Origin of the sequence: Marivirga harenae (genome assembly GCF_030534335.1) — a bacterium.
In the GTDB taxonomy this organism is placed as follows: Bacteria; Bacteroidota; Bacteroidia; order Cytophagales; family Cyclobacteriaceae; genus Marivirga; species Marivirga harenae.
In genome coordinates this window covers 1,974,682-1,991,694 of sequence record NZ_CP130565.1, presented here as the reverse complement: position 1 = coordinate 1,991,694, position 17,013 = coordinate 1,974,682, and the positions used below count along the sequence as shown (strand labels likewise).

The 17,013-nt window shown below is 35.8% G+C and carries 18 protein-coding genes; 9 read left to right on the top strand and 9 right to left on the bottom strand.

From position 1 onward, the window contains the following. Positions 1–13 precede the first annotated feature (13 nt). Genes Q3Y49_RS08520 through pfkA form a run of 3 tightly spaced genes read right to left on the bottom strand, consistent with a single transcriptional unit; the run spans position 14 to position 2,876 of the window. Positions 14–994 (bottom strand): ROK family protein, encoded by a 981-nt coding sequence (locus Q3Y49_RS08520; RefSeq protein ID WP_303271886.1) that lies wholly within the window; start codon positions 992–994, stop codon positions 14–16. 49 nt (positions 995–1,043) lie between these two features. After that, a complete protein-coding gene (locus Q3Y49_RS08515; RefSeq protein WP_303271885.1) occupies positions 1,044–1,901 on the bottom strand; it encodes a hypothetical protein in 858 nt (285 codons plus the stop codon). A 3-nt stretch (positions 1,902–1,904) separates the two neighbouring features. Beyond that, positions 1,905–2,876 (bottom strand): 6-phosphofructokinase, encoded by a 972-nt coding sequence (gene pfkA / locus Q3Y49_RS08510; RefSeq protein ID WP_303272096.1) that lies wholly within the window; start codon positions 2,874–2,876, stop codon positions 1,905–1,907. A gap of 101 nt (positions 2,877–2,977) precedes the next feature. Here pfkA and Q3Y49_RS08505 point away from each other — a divergent pair, with 101 nt between their 5' ends. The 3 genes from Q3Y49_RS08505 to Q3Y49_RS08495 all read left to right on the top strand — a co-directional run bounded on the left by Q3Y49_RS08505 (position 2,978) and on the right by Q3Y49_RS08495 (position 6,737). Further along, positions 2,978–3,706, top strand: coding sequence for an NUDIX hydrolase (locus tag Q3Y49_RS08505; RefSeq protein WP_303271884.1), 729 nt, complete (start codon positions 2,978–2,980; stop codon positions 3,704–3,706). 298 nt (positions 3,707–4,004) lie between these two features. Then, positions 4,005–5,825: an asparagine synthase (glutamine-hydrolyzing) gene (gene asnB / locus Q3Y49_RS08500; protein ID WP_303271883.1), complete on the top strand. Its 1,821-nt coding sequence runs from the start codon at positions 4,005–4,007 to the stop codon at positions 5,823–5,825. Positions 5,826–5,870: 45 nt separating this feature from the next. Next, positions 5,871–6,737: a flavin reductase family protein gene (locus Q3Y49_RS08495; protein WP_303271882.1), complete on the top strand. Its 867-nt coding sequence runs from the start codon at positions 5,871–5,873 to the stop codon at positions 6,735–6,737. A 6-nt stretch (positions 6,738–6,743) separates the two neighbouring features. Here the strand turns inward: Q3Y49_RS08495 and Q3Y49_RS08490 are convergent, their stop codons facing one another. Continuing rightward, positions 6,744–7,133 (bottom strand): hypothetical protein, encoded by a 390-nt coding sequence (locus Q3Y49_RS08490; RefSeq protein ID WP_303271881.1) that lies wholly within the window; start codon positions 7,131–7,133, stop codon positions 6,744–6,746. Positions 7,134–7,279: 146 nt separating this feature from the next. Here Q3Y49_RS08490 and Q3Y49_RS08485 point away from each other — a divergent pair, with 146 nt between their 5' ends. Next, positions 7,280–7,690: a hypothetical protein gene (locus Q3Y49_RS08485; RefSeq protein ID WP_303271880.1), complete on the top strand. Its 411-nt coding sequence runs from the start codon at positions 7,280–7,282 to the stop codon at positions 7,688–7,690. Between the two features lie 53 nt (positions 7,691–7,743). On the opposite strand, the gene Q3Y49_RS08480 is transcribed toward Q3Y49_RS08485, so the two are convergent. Next, positions 7,744–8,289 (bottom strand): acyl-CoA thioesterase, encoded by a 546-nt coding sequence (locus tag Q3Y49_RS08480; RefSeq protein ID WP_303271879.1) that lies wholly within the window; start codon positions 8,287–8,289, stop codon positions 7,744–7,746. A gap of 134 nt (positions 8,290–8,423) precedes the next feature. On the opposite strand from Q3Y49_RS08480, the gene Q3Y49_RS08475 reads away from it, so the two are divergent. Further along, positions 8,424–9,185, top strand: a complete 762-nt coding sequence (locus Q3Y49_RS08475; RefSeq protein ID WP_303271878.1) for a tetratricopeptide repeat protein — start codon at positions 8,424–8,426, stop codon at positions 9,183–9,185. A gap of 2 nt (positions 9,186–9,187) precedes the next feature. Here Q3Y49_RS08475 and Q3Y49_RS08470 read toward each other — a convergent pair whose 3' ends face one another. Further along, a complete protein-coding gene (locus tag Q3Y49_RS08470; RefSeq protein ID WP_303271877.1) occupies positions 9,188–9,337 on the bottom strand; it encodes a hypothetical protein in 150 nt (49 codons plus the stop codon). A 34-nt stretch (positions 9,338–9,371) separates the two neighbouring features. Beyond that, positions 9,372–9,767 (bottom strand): TerB family tellurite resistance protein, encoded by a 396-nt coding sequence (locus Q3Y49_RS08465; RefSeq protein WP_303271876.1) that lies wholly within the window; start codon positions 9,765–9,767, stop codon positions 9,372–9,374. 282 nt (positions 9,768–10,049) lie between these two features. Between Q3Y49_RS08465 and Q3Y49_RS08460 the strand changes: the two genes are divergently transcribed. Together Q3Y49_RS08460 and Q3Y49_RS08455 are read left to right on the top strand one after the other, a co-directional pair. After that, positions 10,050–11,264, top strand: coding sequence for a bifunctional alpha/beta hydrolase/OsmC family protein (locus Q3Y49_RS08460; protein ID WP_303271875.1), 1,215 nt, complete (start codon positions 10,050–10,052; stop codon positions 11,262–11,264). Between the two features lie 162 nt (positions 11,265–11,426). Beyond that, positions 11,427–13,214, top strand: coding sequence for a sodium:solute symporter family protein (locus tag Q3Y49_RS08455; protein WP_303271873.1), 1,788 nt, complete (start codon positions 11,427–11,429; stop codon positions 13,212–13,214). Here Q3Y49_RS08455 and Q3Y49_RS08450 read toward each other — a convergent pair. Together Q3Y49_RS08450 and Q3Y49_RS08445 are read right to left on the bottom strand one after the other, a co-directional pair. Next, positions 13,198–13,518, bottom strand: a complete 321-nt coding sequence (locus Q3Y49_RS08450) for an Mpo1-like protein (RefSeq protein ID WP_303271872.1) — start codon at positions 13,516–13,518, stop codon at positions 13,198–13,200. The genes Q3Y49_RS08455 and Q3Y49_RS08450 overlap by 17 nt on opposite strands. Positions 13,519–13,578: 60 nt before the next feature. Beyond that, the gene (locus Q3Y49_RS08445; RefSeq protein WP_303271871.1) at positions 13,579–13,941 is read right to left on the bottom strand and encodes a hypothetical protein; all 363 of its coding nucleotides are present in this window, start codon (positions 13,939–13,941) and stop codon (positions 13,579–13,581) included. A gap of 122 nt (positions 13,942–14,063) precedes the next feature. On the opposite strand from Q3Y49_RS08445, the gene Q3Y49_RS08440 reads away from it, so the two are divergent. Then, on the top strand, positions 14,064–14,834 hold the full coding sequence (locus tag Q3Y49_RS08440; RefSeq protein WP_303271870.1) for a prohibitin family protein: 771 nt from the start codon (positions 14,064–14,066) through the stop codon (positions 14,832–14,834). A 132-nt stretch (positions 14,835–14,966) separates the two neighbouring features. After that, positions 14,967–16,997, top strand: a complete 2,031-nt coding sequence (locus Q3Y49_RS08435) for an alpha/beta hydrolase family protein (protein WP_303271869.1) — start codon at positions 14,967–14,969, stop codon at positions 16,995–16,997. The last annotated feature ends 16 nt before the right edge of the window (positions 16,998–17,013 follow it).

Genomic DNA, 17,013 nt, shown 5'->3' with positions numbered 1-17,013 from the left:
CAATTAGAGATCTCTACTTATTCTCAATTAGTGCTATCTCATCTTTCTTCAGTTTGTCAACAATCAAGCTACTCGCACCAATTATAGGGGCAGATTGATTCTGCAACTGAGAAGAGATTACTCTTACCTTACCTTTAAAAACTGGCATTAAGTTTAACTCTAAGTGCTCCTTAACTGGATTAAAAATTAAATCCCCTGCTTGAGATAGTCCTCCAAATATAAATATCGCCTCGGGGTCTGTATGAATTACTGTATCAGCTAATTTGGTCCCTAAAATCCTTCCCGTATATTCAAATGCTTGCTTGGCTATAATATCGCCTTTTAATGCATATTTAGTAATCATTTCAGGACTTAATTCGTCAAAACTAACAGATCTTAAGGCACTATCCTCGGTATAATCAGCCAGCAATTTATAAATGGTTCTTTTGATTCCTGTTGCAGAAACATATGTTTCCAAACATCCTCTTTTACCACATCCGCAAAACCTTCCATTTCCATAAGTAACAGTAGTATGCCCTAACTCTCCTGCAAATCCATTTGCTCCATTCACTAATTGTCCATTACAAACAATCCCAGCACCCAGGCCAGTACCTAAGGTTATGACAATGAAATCTTTCATTCCTTTAGCACCTCCAAAAATCATTTCCCCTACTGCTGCTGCATTGGCATCATTCGTTACAACAACTGGCACCGAAAACTCATCTTCCAAGGTTTTAGCAAGGGGTAAAATCCCTTTCCATCGTAAATTGGGAGCATGTTCCACTGTTCCTTTGTGGTAATTAGCATTTGGAGCACCAACTCCAATTCCAATCAACTCATGTTTGTCATGATCCAAACCTTTTCGAATTTCATTTGACAAAACATGAATATAATCTGTAAAAACAGCTTCTGTTTGAGTTGGAATTGCTCCTTGATATAAAACTTTCCCATCCAAAGTTACAATACCAAATTTTGTTCCCGTACCTCCTATATCGATCCCAATGCTAACTTTCATATCAATAATATTTATGAACTGCTCTGCAACTTTTCACTTGGCTGCAATACTATTTTCTATAATGCTTTTTAATTAAATAACTTACCAATAAATCAATAGGTTCCTCTACAAAGATCCCCTTTTTTAACTTATACTCCTCTACCACCTCATTCACAATTTCTTCAAAGAAATAAGGGACAGAGCCAACAAAATGAATGGGGAGATTTTCATAATTTTTAATGCTACATATATATGTTTTCACAAAATCTGAAATACTTTCCTTTACCAGATTGTGTAGATATGGATTATCGATCCTTTCCTTTATGAATTGACTAAAGGTGCTAAGGTAAACGTTTGCATATGGTTTTATGTAAACATTTAAAAGAATATCCTCTTTTGTTAATTGAAACTCACGTTCCAAATCCCGAGATATTTCAGCAGGCAGTTGCTTCTTCAAAAATTTACTTAATAAGAGCTGTCCAAAGTGGCTTCTACTACCTTCGTCACCCAAGATGAAGTCCATTCCGCTAACTTCCTGGCGAACTATATCCCCATCAAAATGACAGGAATTAGAGCCTGTACCCATAAGGGCAGTTATGGATGGTTCGCCATTAAAGGTGGCAAATGCAGCTGCTACAATATCTTCCTTCACATAGAGGTGCGATTTATTGAAAATCATAGAAAGTCCTCTTTCCACCATGGCTGCGAAATGCTTACTTGAACATCCTGCACCAAAATAATAAACAACTTCAATTTCGGAACTATGATCAAGTATATCAGGCCCAAGAGATTTTACAATATCACTAATGGCTACATCATCCATAAAAAATGGATTTATACCCTTGGTACTTTTCCGCACCAAAGAATCTTGAGCATCAACCAACTGCCAATCACATTTTGTGGAACCACTTGTGCCTATTAAAATCATAGCTTATATTGATAAAATTTTAGCAATTCTTAAATCATCTTTATGAATATCTTTTGGCTGATTCATAATATCATCAAATTTATTGAATATAATATCGTGATGCCTAATGCCAACCATAGCATCAGTTTTTCCCTGGTCCAAACCTTCTATTGCCGCAACACCCATTTTACTAGCCAATACTCTGTCAAAATAAGTAGGAGTCCCCCCTCTTTGCAGATGACCTAATATAGTAACTTTTGTGTCAAAATAGGAAGATTTTTCTTTCACCTTTTCTGCAATTTCCATTGCGGAACCAGATTTTCCACCCTCAGCCACAATTACTAAACTAGAAGTCTTCTTTTTCTTACCCCCTTTATTCAATTTCTCCACCAATTCGTCAATTGATGTTTCTTCTTCTGGAATTATAATGGAAACAGCACCACCAGCAATCCCACTGCTGATCGCAATATATCCTGAATCTCTACCCATCACCTCAATAAAAAACAAACGATTATGAGACAATGCTGTATCCCTTATTTTATCGATAGCCTCTACTGCCGTATTAGTTGCTGTATCATATCCTATTGTATAGTCTGTTCCTGGAATATCATTATCAATCGTACCCGGGATACAAATATAAGGAAGGCCATGCTCTAAATATAGATGATGCATTCCTGTAAATGAACCATCACCACCAATACCTATCAATCCATCAATATTGTGTTTCTTAAGCTGATCGTACGCTTTTTTCCTACCTTCAGGAGTTCTGAATTCTTTGGAACGTGCAGATTTCAGCATTGTGCCACCTCTCTGCAAGATATTAGCTACTGATCGCACATCCATCTCTTCAAAATCACCCTCAATCATGCCCTCATATCCCCGATATATCCCAACAATCTCCTTATTGTAATATATACCTGCTCTCACCACAGCTCTAATAGCTGCATTCATGCCGGGGGCATCCCCACCTGAAGTAAAAACACCAATTCGATTCATCTTATTCATCTAAAAAATTATTCGCCCCGCCAAAGATAGTGTAATGAGTACACTTACCCAATACTATTTTACTATCTTTGCAATACTAATTGAATAGAAACATGTCAGAATTCCATTACAATCCGCATATATCGGTCGACTGTGTCGTTTTTGGCTTTGATGATGAAAAGATCAATATTTTATTAATAAAGCGAAAGCAAGAAAGGGAAAATGTTTATGCATTACCAGGAGATTTAGTCCAAAGAGGGGAAGATTTAGATGTAGCTGCAAATAGAGTCCTTTTTGAACTCACTGGAATGGAAAATTTATATTTAGAGCAATTTAAGACTTTTGGATCTCCAGATAGACTCTCAGATCCGGTTGATGTGGAATGGATTAATTCGATCAGGGAACATCCCGAAGCGAGGGTTATAACTGTTGGTTATAACTCATTAGTTAAAACTGACGATTTCGATTACAGACCTTCTTCATTTGCTGAAGAGGTGCTTTGGCATCCGATTGAAAAACCGCAAAAACTAGGTTTTGACCATAATGAAATCGCCAATACAGGTTGGGCTATGTTAAGGGAGAAAATCAAAAGGGAGCCCATTATTGCATTTTCCCTGCTACCTCAGAAGTTTACTTTAAGGCAATTGCAGACCCTTTATGAAGCTATTGTTGGTCAAGAATTGGATAAAAGAAATTTCAGGAAACGGATGCTAAGAAATAAGTTTTTAGTCCCAATGAACGAAAAGGAAACTGGCGTTTCCCATAAACCAGCACAATACTATTATTTCGATGACCTCAAATACAAAGAAGATTTTGCTAAGGACCAATGGTTTTTATTTTAAGTATTCTTTCGTATTTTTAACTAATGAATTTGACTAAAAATAATCCCTATACCAATTGGCAAGAAACCTGCAAAATAGGTCGCTGGAAATTTTCTATTGCTTATGGTATCAGCTTTGGATTGTTTATTTTTTTCTTCAATCTTCTACATTTTCTATTTACTTCGACTGATCAAATTACCTTTTTATTTACAATAGAATTTCTGTTAATATCTATTCTAGGGTGTATTTTTGTCTACTATACCTTAATGTGGTGGATTCAGGAAAGATTATATCAAAAAAGGAAAAAGTAATTAAATAAATGTGTGGGATAGCAGGGGCTTGGAGAAAAAAGGGTGCATTGGACAAAACCCAATTTGAAAATGCATTGAATCTTATGCAACATCGGGGCCCTGATGCAATGCACTCCATAAAAACACAAAATCTAAATCTAGGTACCCAAAGATTAAAAATAATCGGCATTGAGGAAGGAAATCAACCCAGAAGTGATAAATCGGGAAATCATCTAGCATTTAACGGAGCCATATATAATTATCCAGAATTAGCCAATTCTCTAAATATTTCATCAAGATCAGACACAGAAATCTTATTTCAGCTTATTTTAAATAGAGGAATTGTTAAAACTCTTAAAGAAATAAGAGGAATGTTTGCCTTTTCATTTTACAATGCACAAGAAGACCTATTTTATTTGGCTCGCGATAGAATGGGACAAAAACCACTGTTCTACTATCAAGATGAGGGAATACTGCTGTTTGCCTCAGAAATTAAAAGTCTTAAAAAACTGATGCAGCTCAATGACATTGCGGTTCAAATCAATGAAAATGCTATTTATCATTATTTGTGTTTCTCTAACATCCCTGAACCAGAAACTATCTATGAAAACGTATTTGCTATTCCACCTGCCCATTTTCTAAAATATCAGAAAGGAAAAACCAGTATAACCTCTTATTGGGAACACCAATATTTGCCTAAAGAAAATCTTTCATTTGCGGAGGCAAAATTAAAAGTTCAGCATGCCATTGAGAATTCTGTAAAAATTAGGTTAAGGGCAGATGTGAAAAAAGGACTGTTTCTATCTGGCGGATGGGATAGTTCAGTGATTGCATTGGAAGCCTCTAAACATGAGCAAAATTTGCAAGCTTTTACTGTTGAATACCCTTTTCAAACCAGCCAAAATGAAAGCAAGATAGCAAGAGAAACAGCGCAAAAATTTGGCTTAGAACATCAAGTAATTAGAATCGATAAAAGTCCATTGACGTTGTTGGAAAAATCAATTTCAACTTTTGACCAACCGTTGGCAGACAGCAGTGCCTTGCCCAATTTAGCAATAGCTGAATCCGCTTCTAAGCACGTGAAAGTGATGTTGAATGGAGATGGAGGTGATGAGTTATTCGGAGGGTATAGAAGGTATTTTACCGCTAAAAACATCTCATATTTGGCATTTACCCAATATCTCAATAAAATTATACCCAACGGAGAAAGGCGATCCAAATTAGGCTTTCTTAAAAGAACTGCCAGGATCACCAGTTCATCAGATTCAGAAAGGTATTTATTATTCACTACGGACATGTTCCAAGACCATGACATTCCTTCCTTATGGAATCATGAGTTGGAAACTTCCACATCTAACCTAATTAAATCACACTTCAATAAGAATTTATCAGATTTAGATCAATTGATGCATTGGGATCGTACTTTCAATCTACTCTCTGGCATTTTAGTGAAAATGGACAGAGCAAGCATGGCGTATTCTATTGAAGCTAGATCTCCCTTTTTAGACCATCAACTGTTTGAATTAATGAATCAATTTCCTGATTCATTTAAAATTTCAGGTTTTAATAGAAAGCATATTCTAAAATCTATTTATGCCCAACAGCTTCCTAAATCCGTGACAAAAGCAACAAAGACTTCCTTTGAAGCACCACTCGGAAATTGGATAAAAAATGATTTTAGAACGCTCATCAAAGATCTACTTCTCAATCCGCAGGCAAAAATTTATAAGTTTGTAAACTATACAGAAATCATGCTGATGATGAAGGGCGTGAAATATCAGGAAAGAAATACTCAATACATGATTTATAGCTTGCTGGTGCTAGAAATGTGGTTACAAAAAGACAACTAAAAGAAATTATCTTGAATAATCGAAAAACTTTAGCAAAATTCGAGCATGAGTTATAAAGAAATAGACCCGAAATCGATTAAAACACCAGAACTGCACGGCCTATTATTGGGGGCTATTGCCCCTAGACCTATTGCCTTTGCCAGTACTATTGATCAAGAAGGAAATGTGAATTTAAGTCCCTTTAGTTTCTTTAATGTATTTGGAGCAAATCCACCCATACTCATCTTTTCTCCTGCAAGGAGAGGTAAAAATAATACAACCAAACACTCCTATGAAAATGTGAAAGAAATACCTGAGGTTGTCATTAACATAGCCAATTATCCTATGGTGGAGCAAATGTCTTTGGCTTCTACAGAATATGATAAAGGTGTGAATGAATTTATAAAGGCAGGATTCACACAGGCTAAATCGACAAAAGTAAAACCGCCAAGAGTGGCTGAAGCGCCTATTGCTTTTGAATGTAAAGTCAATGAAGTGATAGAAACTGGCAAAGAAGGTGGTGCAGGAAATCTTGTTATTTGCGAAGTTATTCATATTCATATTAATGAGGAAATTTTAGATGAAAACGGAAAAATTGACCCCTTAAAATTAGATCCAATTGGTAGGCTCGGAGGGAATTGGTATAGTCGATCCAAAAAAGCACTATTTGAGGTTGAAAAGCCGTTGCAGAAGCTGGGAATAGGTATTGACGCCCTACCTGAGGAGATAAGAAGAAGTAAAATGTTAACAGGCAATGATTTAGGAAAACTGGGAAATACGGAAAAAATTCCTGAATCTGATGATTTACAAGGCTTACAGCTACCTGATAAGTATCAAACATTTACTGAAGATAGCAATGAACTTCACGAGATAGCTCATCAGTTATTAGAAGAAAATAAAGTAATGGAGGCATGGAAGGTGCTTCTGCGTTAGAAACCCTTATCTAAATGGATATTTAATAAACTTAATTCTCGATTGGCCATCTATGCTTGCATAGGCAATACAATAAGCTTGAGCTTCTTGGCCAATTCCTTTCATCCTTAATTTTACATCAGAATTTGTGAATTCATCACTCAAAAAATAGTAAACTTCAGTGCTTCCGTATTTAGTATGAGGTAATAAATCAGCATGTTTTTCCATTTCTGACCATAATGTATCATTTATCGAATAAGCATAAACTCTGTGAATTGGTCCGATATTATTTCCATTTCTCATAAATGCCAGCTCCTGAAAGCCACCTTTCAATGAATTTATATTTTCTGATGTCAGTAAAGAATATATAATCATTGATATGATCAAAATGGAAATAGTTAAAATTATTTTCTTCATCTTTATTTAGCCACTAATTAACGGTCAGAATAATATGACCACCCATGTATTAAACTTATAAAAGATGAACAATATACTATTTATAATTTTAGTTTCTTTGATGAAAATATTATTTTGAGAAATGTTTAACCAAAAAAATTATTGCAATGAAATTTAACACTAAAAACAATTTAGATAGAGTAATCTGTAAGACAGAGTATAATGCAGATGATAATTGGATTTACTGCGATTGGGAAGGATATGCAAATGTTGATGCAGTAAAAAGTTGGGGGCTAGAGTTTGCGGACCTCATTAAGAAAAGTAAATGTCCTTATTTACTAAATGATGATAGCAAATCAACGGGTCCATGGACTCAGGCAATGGATTGGATAGAATCAGTTCTAATTCCAAAAGTTATTGAATCGGGTCTAAAATATTATGCTCATGTGGTATCCAGTAACACTTTTTCTGAAATGTCAGCCAAAGAATTAAATATGAATATTGGAGGACATTTAGAAATGGCCACTTTCAAAACAGTTGATGAAGCGAAAGAATGGTTAAAATCTAAACAATCATAAAGTATCAAGGTGGTCTTTTAAAGGCTAGGTTCCTTTAAAAGACTACTTTATTCTTACATTTGCACTTCGCAACGCTGGTTTTCTATTAAATTCTTTTGCTTTTCAACAGTAAAAGCAGATTTTTCACTTTCCATTTGCTCTTGATAACTTTTTCTTAATTGCTTTCTTTTCACTGCTTCGGCAAATCTTCTTAGGTCGTCCTTAGATTTAAGGATCAACTTTGGGACCGTTTTTAAACTACCATCCTCATTTTTAGCTACCATTGTAAAATAGCTGGTATTGGTATGCTTAACCAATCCAGTTTTCACATTTTCTGCAATTACTTTAATGCCAATGATCATACTGGAATTTCCAACATAATTTACTGAGGCCAGCATTGACACTAAATCTCCCACTTCCACTGGTTGGAGAAAATCCACATTATCAACGGAAACCGTTACGCAATAAGCCCCACTATGCTTGGTGGCAGTAGCATAAGCCACCTTATCCATTAACGAAAGTAGAATTCCGCCATGTATTTTACCACCGAAATTGGCATAAGAAGGTATCATCAATTCGGTAATTGTAGTCCTTGAATTTTGGGCTGATTTGCCTTGCATATCACTTATAATTGTTAAAACTTCAATTTACTTAATTTTTACTTAAGCATTATCATAAATCCTAAGTCCAACAAACACCATTCTCGTTCGTTAGGGTTGCAGAATGATATCAATCACATAAAAACTAGCTGTAAATGAGATTCATTTTGCTATCAATAGTATTCATTCTTTCGATTGAACTTCCAGTTTTTTCTCAAAGTAAATTAAAAGCTGCTGAAGAGTACTTTAGCAAAAAGTATAATATCATTGAAAATGGAAAGGCTAATAGTCAAAACATAGATCGAGCCATCCAATTATTCGGAGAAAGTACTTCTGAACCTGATAAAACCATAGGTTTACTGAAAAGCTACGAATTCAAAGCTTCATGGACCGAAGTTTCAGAAAGCGAAAAAAGGGACTTATACGAAAAAGCAATCGCTTTAGCTAAAAGCAAAGCTGGAGAATATCCTAATAATGGTGCGATAGCTTATTGGTATTCAGCAAATTACGCCAGATGGGCAAATCTAATTGAAATCACTGAAGCAGCACAAGAAGGTGTTCTTGATAAAATCAAAAAATTGACTGAAAGAGCCATTGAACTAGATAAAAAATATAATCAAGCAGGCGCTTTACGATTACTAGGAGGATTGCATATGGAAGCACCAAGTATTCCTTTGATTCTTAGCTGGCCTTCCAATGAGGTAGCTGAGAAATTATTGAAAAAAGCCTACAGCATAGCCCCTGAACACACGGCTAATGTTTATTTGTATGCTAAAATTCTTCATGTGGTTGGAAAAGAGAAAAAAGCTCAAAGAATATTGAAAGAACTTACAAACAGACAGGCTAGAGAACAATATTTTTTAGTGGATAAAAAATATATCCAAAAGGGGAAAGAACTTTATACCCAAAACTACTAGGGTCAGTCTCCTAATGAATTCTTGGTTACTATATAGCGAAAGGCTACCACTGCCTTTTCCCATTTTTTGAGCTTGGTCAAATCCTTTTTGGCCATGCTGGGAAGTACTACCTTATTAATTCTAGCAAGAACGTTAAAAAAACTTTGTTTCATAAAAAAATTTATGCCCCAGTAAAGGGGCATAAAATTATTTAGTTAAATGCTTTCTCAATCTTGTTTTTAGTTCTTCCCTATCACTTGTAATGCTAGGGTCACTATAAATACTTTTAGACAGTTCAGCAACTGCTTTTTTCTTATAGCCTAATCTTTCTGCAATATGCTGGCAAAAAACTATTTCGCTTTTATATACTTTGCCATCAATCTTCATCAATTGAATAATATTGTACAAGTATTCAAACCTTTGGTCTTCTGATAAAGTATCCAAGTTTTTCATAGGCTCAGGATTCTTCATCATATGATAAATTTCATCCTCAGTAACCCCATTAGCCTTTCCAATTTTTTCAATTAAGTTTGCTTCTTTATCCGCCAGCTCATTATCAATTGTGGCTAATTTAATTAAGATTTTTAGCTGTTCTTTTAACATGGTTTGAGATTTAGACTTTTAAGTTTTAGTATCTATTTATGGTGTTAGACAAGAAAGATGAATAGATAACCTCCCGTCATTAACTATTAGCAATTTTAATATTTGCATCTAAAGTTAATAATACTTTTGAATATTCACATTTTTTTGTCGGCTAATGTAATTATTCCATAGTTTTTAAAGTAAAATTTGAATTGTCTGCAATACGTCATAAAGTCTTTTCTTCTATTCAAATCCGATTCCTTTTCATAAATTAGGAAGTCCAAGCATAAAACTATTAATTTCATGAAGAAGGAAAATATTCAATTCGAAGGTTCAACGGGTGATAAACTATCGGCTGCAATTCATTTTCCTGCTGATGATCAACCTCATAATTATGTCATTTTCGCCCATTGTTTCACCTGCAACAAAAACCTTAATGCGGTTAGAAATATTATTTTATCCATGACCAAAAAAGGCTTCGCTGTCTTAAGTTTCGATTTTACTGGTTTGGGTCAAAGCGAGGGTGAGTTTTCTGATACTAATTTCTCCTCCAATATTGACGATTTGATTAAAGCGTCAAACTATTTAAAAGAAAATTACCGAGAAGCAAGCTTATTAATTGGCCATTCGCTGGGTGGAGCAGCAGTTTTAATGGCTGCAGATTTAATAGATTCAGTTGCTGCAATTGCTACCATTGGAGCTCCTGCAGAAGCAGATCATGTTTTAAATTTAATTGAAGATAAAAAGGAAGAAATTCTCAAAAAAGGCGAGGCTAAAGTGAATATAGGCGGAAGACCCTTTAAAATTAAAAAACAGTTTTTAGATGATCTTCAAAGTAAGGACAATCTGAAAAAGATAAAAGACTTACGGAAAGCATTACTAATTTTACATTCCCCACAGGATCAAACTGTGGACATTTCCAATGCAGCAACCCTTTATGAAAAAGCACATCATCCAAAAAGTTTTATCTCATTAGACGGTGCAGATCACTTATTGAGTAATAAAGAAGACTCACTATATGCAGGTGAAGTAATTGCCACATGGGCAGATCGGTATATTGAAAAACCAAAGCAACAAAAAATATCTACTGATTCGCAGACAGTGGCATTTATCGGCAAAAAGGAAGATCAATACACCACACAAATTGTAGCAGAAGGGCATCATTTGATTGCAGATGAACCTGAAGATGTGGGCGGTAATAATTTCGGTACTTCCCCTTATGGATTATTAACTTCTGCATTAGCCGCTTGCACAGCCATAACATTGAGAATGTATGCCAATAGAAAAAATTGGGATGTGGATGAAATTTTAGTGCATGTGGATCAAGATCAACGCTATGATGAAGACAGCCAAGATTGCGAATCGGATAACAGCAAAATCACATTCTTTGATAGAAGCATTGAAATTAAAGGCTCATTGGACGAAAAACAGAGAAAAAGACTGATTGAAATAGCCAATAAATGTCCGGTTCATAAGACCTTGGAAAGCAAAATAAAGGTAGAAACGAAGGAGCGATAGGGAGTTGGAAGTTTGAAGTTTGTAGATTGTCGATCCCTAAATAGCATTAACTGTTTTGATTAAAAATACATTTTGATTTGAAAAATATTCTGGTCTGACCTTCTTATCTCATGCTAAGCTAAAATTCTTTTCTATATTCAGGCAAATTTTTAGTATTTCAATATGATTTTAAATACCATTGACTGGATTATTCTTTTTGGTTTTTTATTAATTTCCTTAGGAATAGGTTTTTGGACGTCCAGAAAAAATAAAAGTGCCTCCGAATTTTTTGCAGCTGGAGGTAAAATGCCATGGTGGCTTTTGGGTGTTTCAATGGTAGCCACCACTTTCTCAACTGACACCCCTAATTTAGTAACAGATATTGTCCGCCAAAATGGTGTTTCTGGTAACTGGGCATGGTGGGCATTCTTGCTGACTGGAATGTTGACCGTTTTCGTTTATGCGGGCTTATGGAAAAAATCAGGTGTGCTCACCGATGTTGAATTCTATGAATTAAGATACTCTGGCAAAGCTGCTCGGTTTTTAAGAGGCTTTCGAGCCATCTATTTAGGATTTCTTTTCAATGTGATGATCATGGCTTCCGTGAGTTTGGCAGCCATTAAAATAGGAGGCGTTTTATTAGGACTAAGCCCTGTGCAAACGGTAGTGATTGCAGGAATTATCACAGTAATCTATAGCAGTTTGGGTGGCTTAAGAGGGGTTTTGTTTACAGATTTCCTGCAATTCTTTCTTTCTTTGGGGGGTGCTTTGGTCGCTGCCTACGTAGCTTTGAACCATCCCAAAGTTGGAGGTTTAGATAATTTGTTAGTCCATGAAAATGTGGTGGACAAATTATCCTTTTTCCCTTCATTCTCCAATCCTGAAATGTGGGTGATGCTCTTGATAATCCCACTACTTGTGCAATGGTGGAGTACGTGGTATCCAGGAGCGGAACCTGGTGGAGGCGGATACATTGCACAAAGAATGTTTGCTGCTAAAAATGCGGATCATTCCATCAAGGCTGTATTATTTTTTAATGTGGCACATTATGCCATCCGTCCGTGGCCATGGATAATCGTTGCACTGTGTTCCATTATTGTTTTTCCCGATTTGGATAGTTTTGCGAAGGCATTCCCTGCTGTAAATTCAGGAGTGGCTACGCACGATATGGGTTATCCAGCTATGCTGACTTTTATTCCAGCAGGCCTTCTTGGATTGGTAGTCACTTCATTAGTGGCAGCTTATATGAGCACAATTTCCACTCATTTAAATTGGGGCTCATCCTATTTGGTCAATGATGTTTACAAAAGATTCATTAATCCTAAAGCTTCTGAAAGTAAGCAAGTACTGCTAGGGAGATTATTAACTGTAGTTCTTATGATTTTCAGCATGCTAATGGCCTTGGTATTGGAAAACGCTTTACAAACCTTTGAAATATTGTTGCAAATCGGTGCTGGTACTGGATTAATTTATATTCTCCGCTGGTTTTGGTGGAGAATCAATGCCATCAGTGAAATTGTAGCCATGGTGGTCAGCTTTATTATTGCACTTTATTTTGCATTTGCAGATCAGCCATTTGGTTTTGATGAGCTACTCTCCTGGCAAAAACTAATTATAGGGGTCACTATTACAACGGTAAGCTGGGTAACAGCTAGTTTTCTTACCGAAAAAACCACCGATCAACAATTAGCCAATTTCTTAAATAAAGTAAATCCGGGTGGGCCAGGTTGGAAGAACATCAGTGCAAGATTATCATCAAAAGGATTAATACAGGAGAAATCTCAGAAATGGAAAGTGCCTACAGGAATCATTTGTATGATAGCAGGAAGTATGGGAGTGTATGGATTCCTTTTCAGTACTGGCTTATTTATATATGGGGAAATCTTAAAAGCCAGCGCCCTATTACTGTTCAGTATTTTATGCGGAGCAGTAATCTTTAAACTATACCCGAAAATCATCGCTGAGGATTGAGTGGTTGTTTACCTACTAAAATCTGAAAGAACAATTTAAAATCCGAGGCTAAACTCCAAAGTGGGTAGATGAAAGTAGCTGGCTTGTTTTTCTCAAAAAAGAAATGTCCTACCCAAGCAAAACCATAGCCTACAACGGGAATTAATGCTAAACCCCAATAGGTTTGGGTAATCAAAGCCCAAGCTAAAACACCAAACAATAAAGCGGTACCTATAAAATGCAATTTCCTACAAGTAGGGTCTTGGTGTTCGGTTAAGTAGTATGGATAAAACTCTTTAAAGCTTTTATATTTTCTTTCTGCCATGACCTTAAAATTTGTTAACAAATTAATCAAAAAGGACAAGATTCGAAAATCAGGAATTCATTAATCATTCTTGAATTTATTTTTATTTACAAATTTTCCTTGCGGCTTTTTTACCTTTTTATAAAATATAAAGGAAAGCGTAAGTAAAAATACCGTTACAAGTCCAAATTCTAAATTTTCCAATTTAATCATTTCGTAACTATATGCTAAATAGAATAAGCAAAGTGCCATTGTAACCAAAATGCCTGCCCCAGATTTTTCGTATTTAAATCTTCTCTTTGCAAGCTTAGGTTCAACGGAATTTAATAAATCAATATCATCAACCTCCTTAATTATACTTGCAATCTGCTTTTCGTGCAGGCCCTTTTCTTCTAACTCTGTCCTAATTTGATCAAAAAGAAAACCCTCAAATACTACTTTCATGGCATAATTGGTCTCTAATTCTAATTTTTCTTGTTCACTCATCATTTCCGTACAATATAACATACTAAATACTTAACACATCGGTATAATTATTGGTTGTAAATGGAAAAAACTAGAAACCCATGAAAAATCTAATGATTCCCTTAGTTGCACTATTAATTTGTAGTTGTACTGTTGTCCGTCAAGGTGAAGTTGGCGTAAAAAGAAAACTTGGCAAAATAGACCCTGATGTATATTATGCTGGTCTTTACGGAATAAACCCATTTTTTACGAAGATGATCAAAACCCCTACAAGAACCGAGAACCTTGAACTAAATCTTAGCCTGCCCAGTAAAGAAGGTCTAAGCATTCAGTCCGAAATTTCCATTCTTTATCGAATAAAAGAGGACATGGCTCCTTTAATAATAGAAGACATTGGTCAAAACTATGTTAGAAATGCCATACTACCTGTTTTCAGATCAGCTTCCTCTGATATTTCCGCCAATTTTATGGCCAAGGATATGCATTCGGGAAAAAGAAAGCAGATAGAAACGGAAATTAAAGAAAGAATGACTGAAGTGTTAAGTCCGCGAGGATTCATCATAGAGGAAGTTTTAATGAAAAGCATTGAACTCCCACGTGAATTATCAGCCGCCATAGAACGGAAATTACAAGCGGAGCAAGAATCCATGAGTATGGATTTTATTTTGGAAATTGAGCGCAAGGAAGCTGAAAGAAGAAGAATTGAAGCAGAAGGCAATAGAGATGCACAGAAAATTTTGGCCGAAGGATTAAATGATGCCATCATTCAATTAAGAAGTATCGAAGCTTTCAAAGAATTGGCCAAAAGCCCGAATGCAAAAGTGATTATAACAGATGGTAAAACCCCTATGCTTATTCCAGGTAATCAATAAAATTTAAATTAATACCCACTCCAAAAGGCTTCATAAATTTGAGGCCTTTTTTATAAACCATTAATATAATATCCATCAATACAATTGAATAAATTCATAACTTGAGAAGTAACAATAATAAAACTTAAGATTATGAAGAAAATTCTACTGCTAACTTCCTTCCTATTCCTTTTGGGAGTGGTTTCATATGCTCAGGAAAAAACTCCATTAGAGTATATGGATATATTCGATTTGCAATATGTTGGTGATCCACAAATTTCTCCTGATGGTGAAAAAATAGTGTATGTAAGAAATCAATTTGACGTGATGACTGATCGAAAATATACTAATTTATGGATCATAGATTTTACTGGTGAAAATCATATGCCGTTAACGTCAGGAAAGTCTGGTTACAAACAGCCTATTTGGTCGCCCGATGGAAAAAAATTGGCTTATGTGTCAGCGGAAGAAGGAAGTTCTCAAATATTTGTTAGATGGATGGAAACCGGCCAAACAGCTTCTGTCACAAACCTGGCATCTGGACCTGGAAATATCACCTGGTCACCCGATGGAGAACATATTGCTTTCAACATGAGTGTTCCTGAAAAACAAGAAAGTTTTGGACAATTCCCCTCCCCTCCGAAGGGAGCAGATTGGGCTTCCCCCGGAAAAGTAATAGAAGAAGTTTCTTATAAATCAGATGGTAATTTTTCATTTTTAGAACCTGCTTACAATCATGTATTTATCGTGAATGCAGCAGGAGGAGCTCCGCGCCAACTGACTAGCGGAGATTACAATCATGCGGCCCCATCATGGACTGCTGACGGAAGACATTTGGTATTTTCAGCTAATCGATCTGAGAAGGCGGATTTAGAACCAAACAACACACACATCTTCAAAATCAACATAGCAACAGGAGCTTTAACACAATTAACAGAAGGACAGGGTCCTCATCATAGTCCTATTGTTTCGCCAGATGGTAAGTCTATTGTCTATTTAAGCTATGAAGATCAGTTTGTGGGTTATCAATTAGACCATGTTTTTGTGATGGACGTTGAAGGTAACAATGCGAAAGAGCTCAATCATGGATTAGATAGGGATTTCAAAAATTTGACTTGGGCCAAAGACAGCAAAAGCATATTCGCTTATTATGATGACCATGGAAATGGTGTTTTGGCAAATCTAAAAATGGACGGAAATGCAGTTACAATCACAAGAGGAATTGGAAATGGATCTTTCGGAAGACCTTATTCAGGTGGAAGTTATAGTATAGCTAAAAACGGAAGATATGCATACACCAAGGCTAACACCCAACGTCCAGGAGAATTATCAGTTGGTCATTTCCCAACAAAAATGGCCAATAGAACCATCACAAATCTGAACGATACATTCCTTCAAAATAAGAATATTGGTAAAGTAGAAGAGGTTAATTTCAAATCTTCATTCGATGATAAAAACATTCAAGGTTGGATTGTTTATCCTCCAGATTTTGATGAAAATGAAAAATACCCATTGATTTTAGAAATTCATGGAGGTCCTCATTTAGCCTATGGGCCTCATTTTAGTCCGGAACTTCAATTAATGGCTTCAAGAGGTTTTGTAGTTTTATATACCAACCCTAGAGGAAGTACTACCTATGGTGAGGAATTTGGAGGCTACATCAATCATAATTATCCAAGTGAAGATTATGATGATCTAATGTCTGGTGTTGACATGATGCAGGACAAAAGCTTTATTGACCAAAATCGACTTTATATTACTGGTGGAAGTGGTGGTGGAGTATTAACAGCATGGAGCATTGGCAAAACAAATCGTTTTAGAGCAGCGGTTGTAAGCAAGCCGGTAATCAATTGGTACAGCTTTAGTTTAACTGCAGATGGCTATAATTATTATCCTCAGTATTGGTTTAATAAAAAGCCATGGGAAGATCCTCAACAATATTTAGAGAGATCCCCGATTTCATTGGTTGGAAATGTAAAAACCCCTACCCTCTTGGTGACGGGAGAAAATGATTATAGGACTCCCATGAGTGAAACTGAGCAATATTATGGTGCATTGAAATTGCTGGAGGTAGAAAGTAAAATGGTAAGAATACCGGGAGCAGGACACGGTATTACGGCAAGACCAAGTAATATTATTAGACATGTTGCCTACATCACGGGCTGGTTTGAAAAATATAAATAGATCCCTAAATTACACT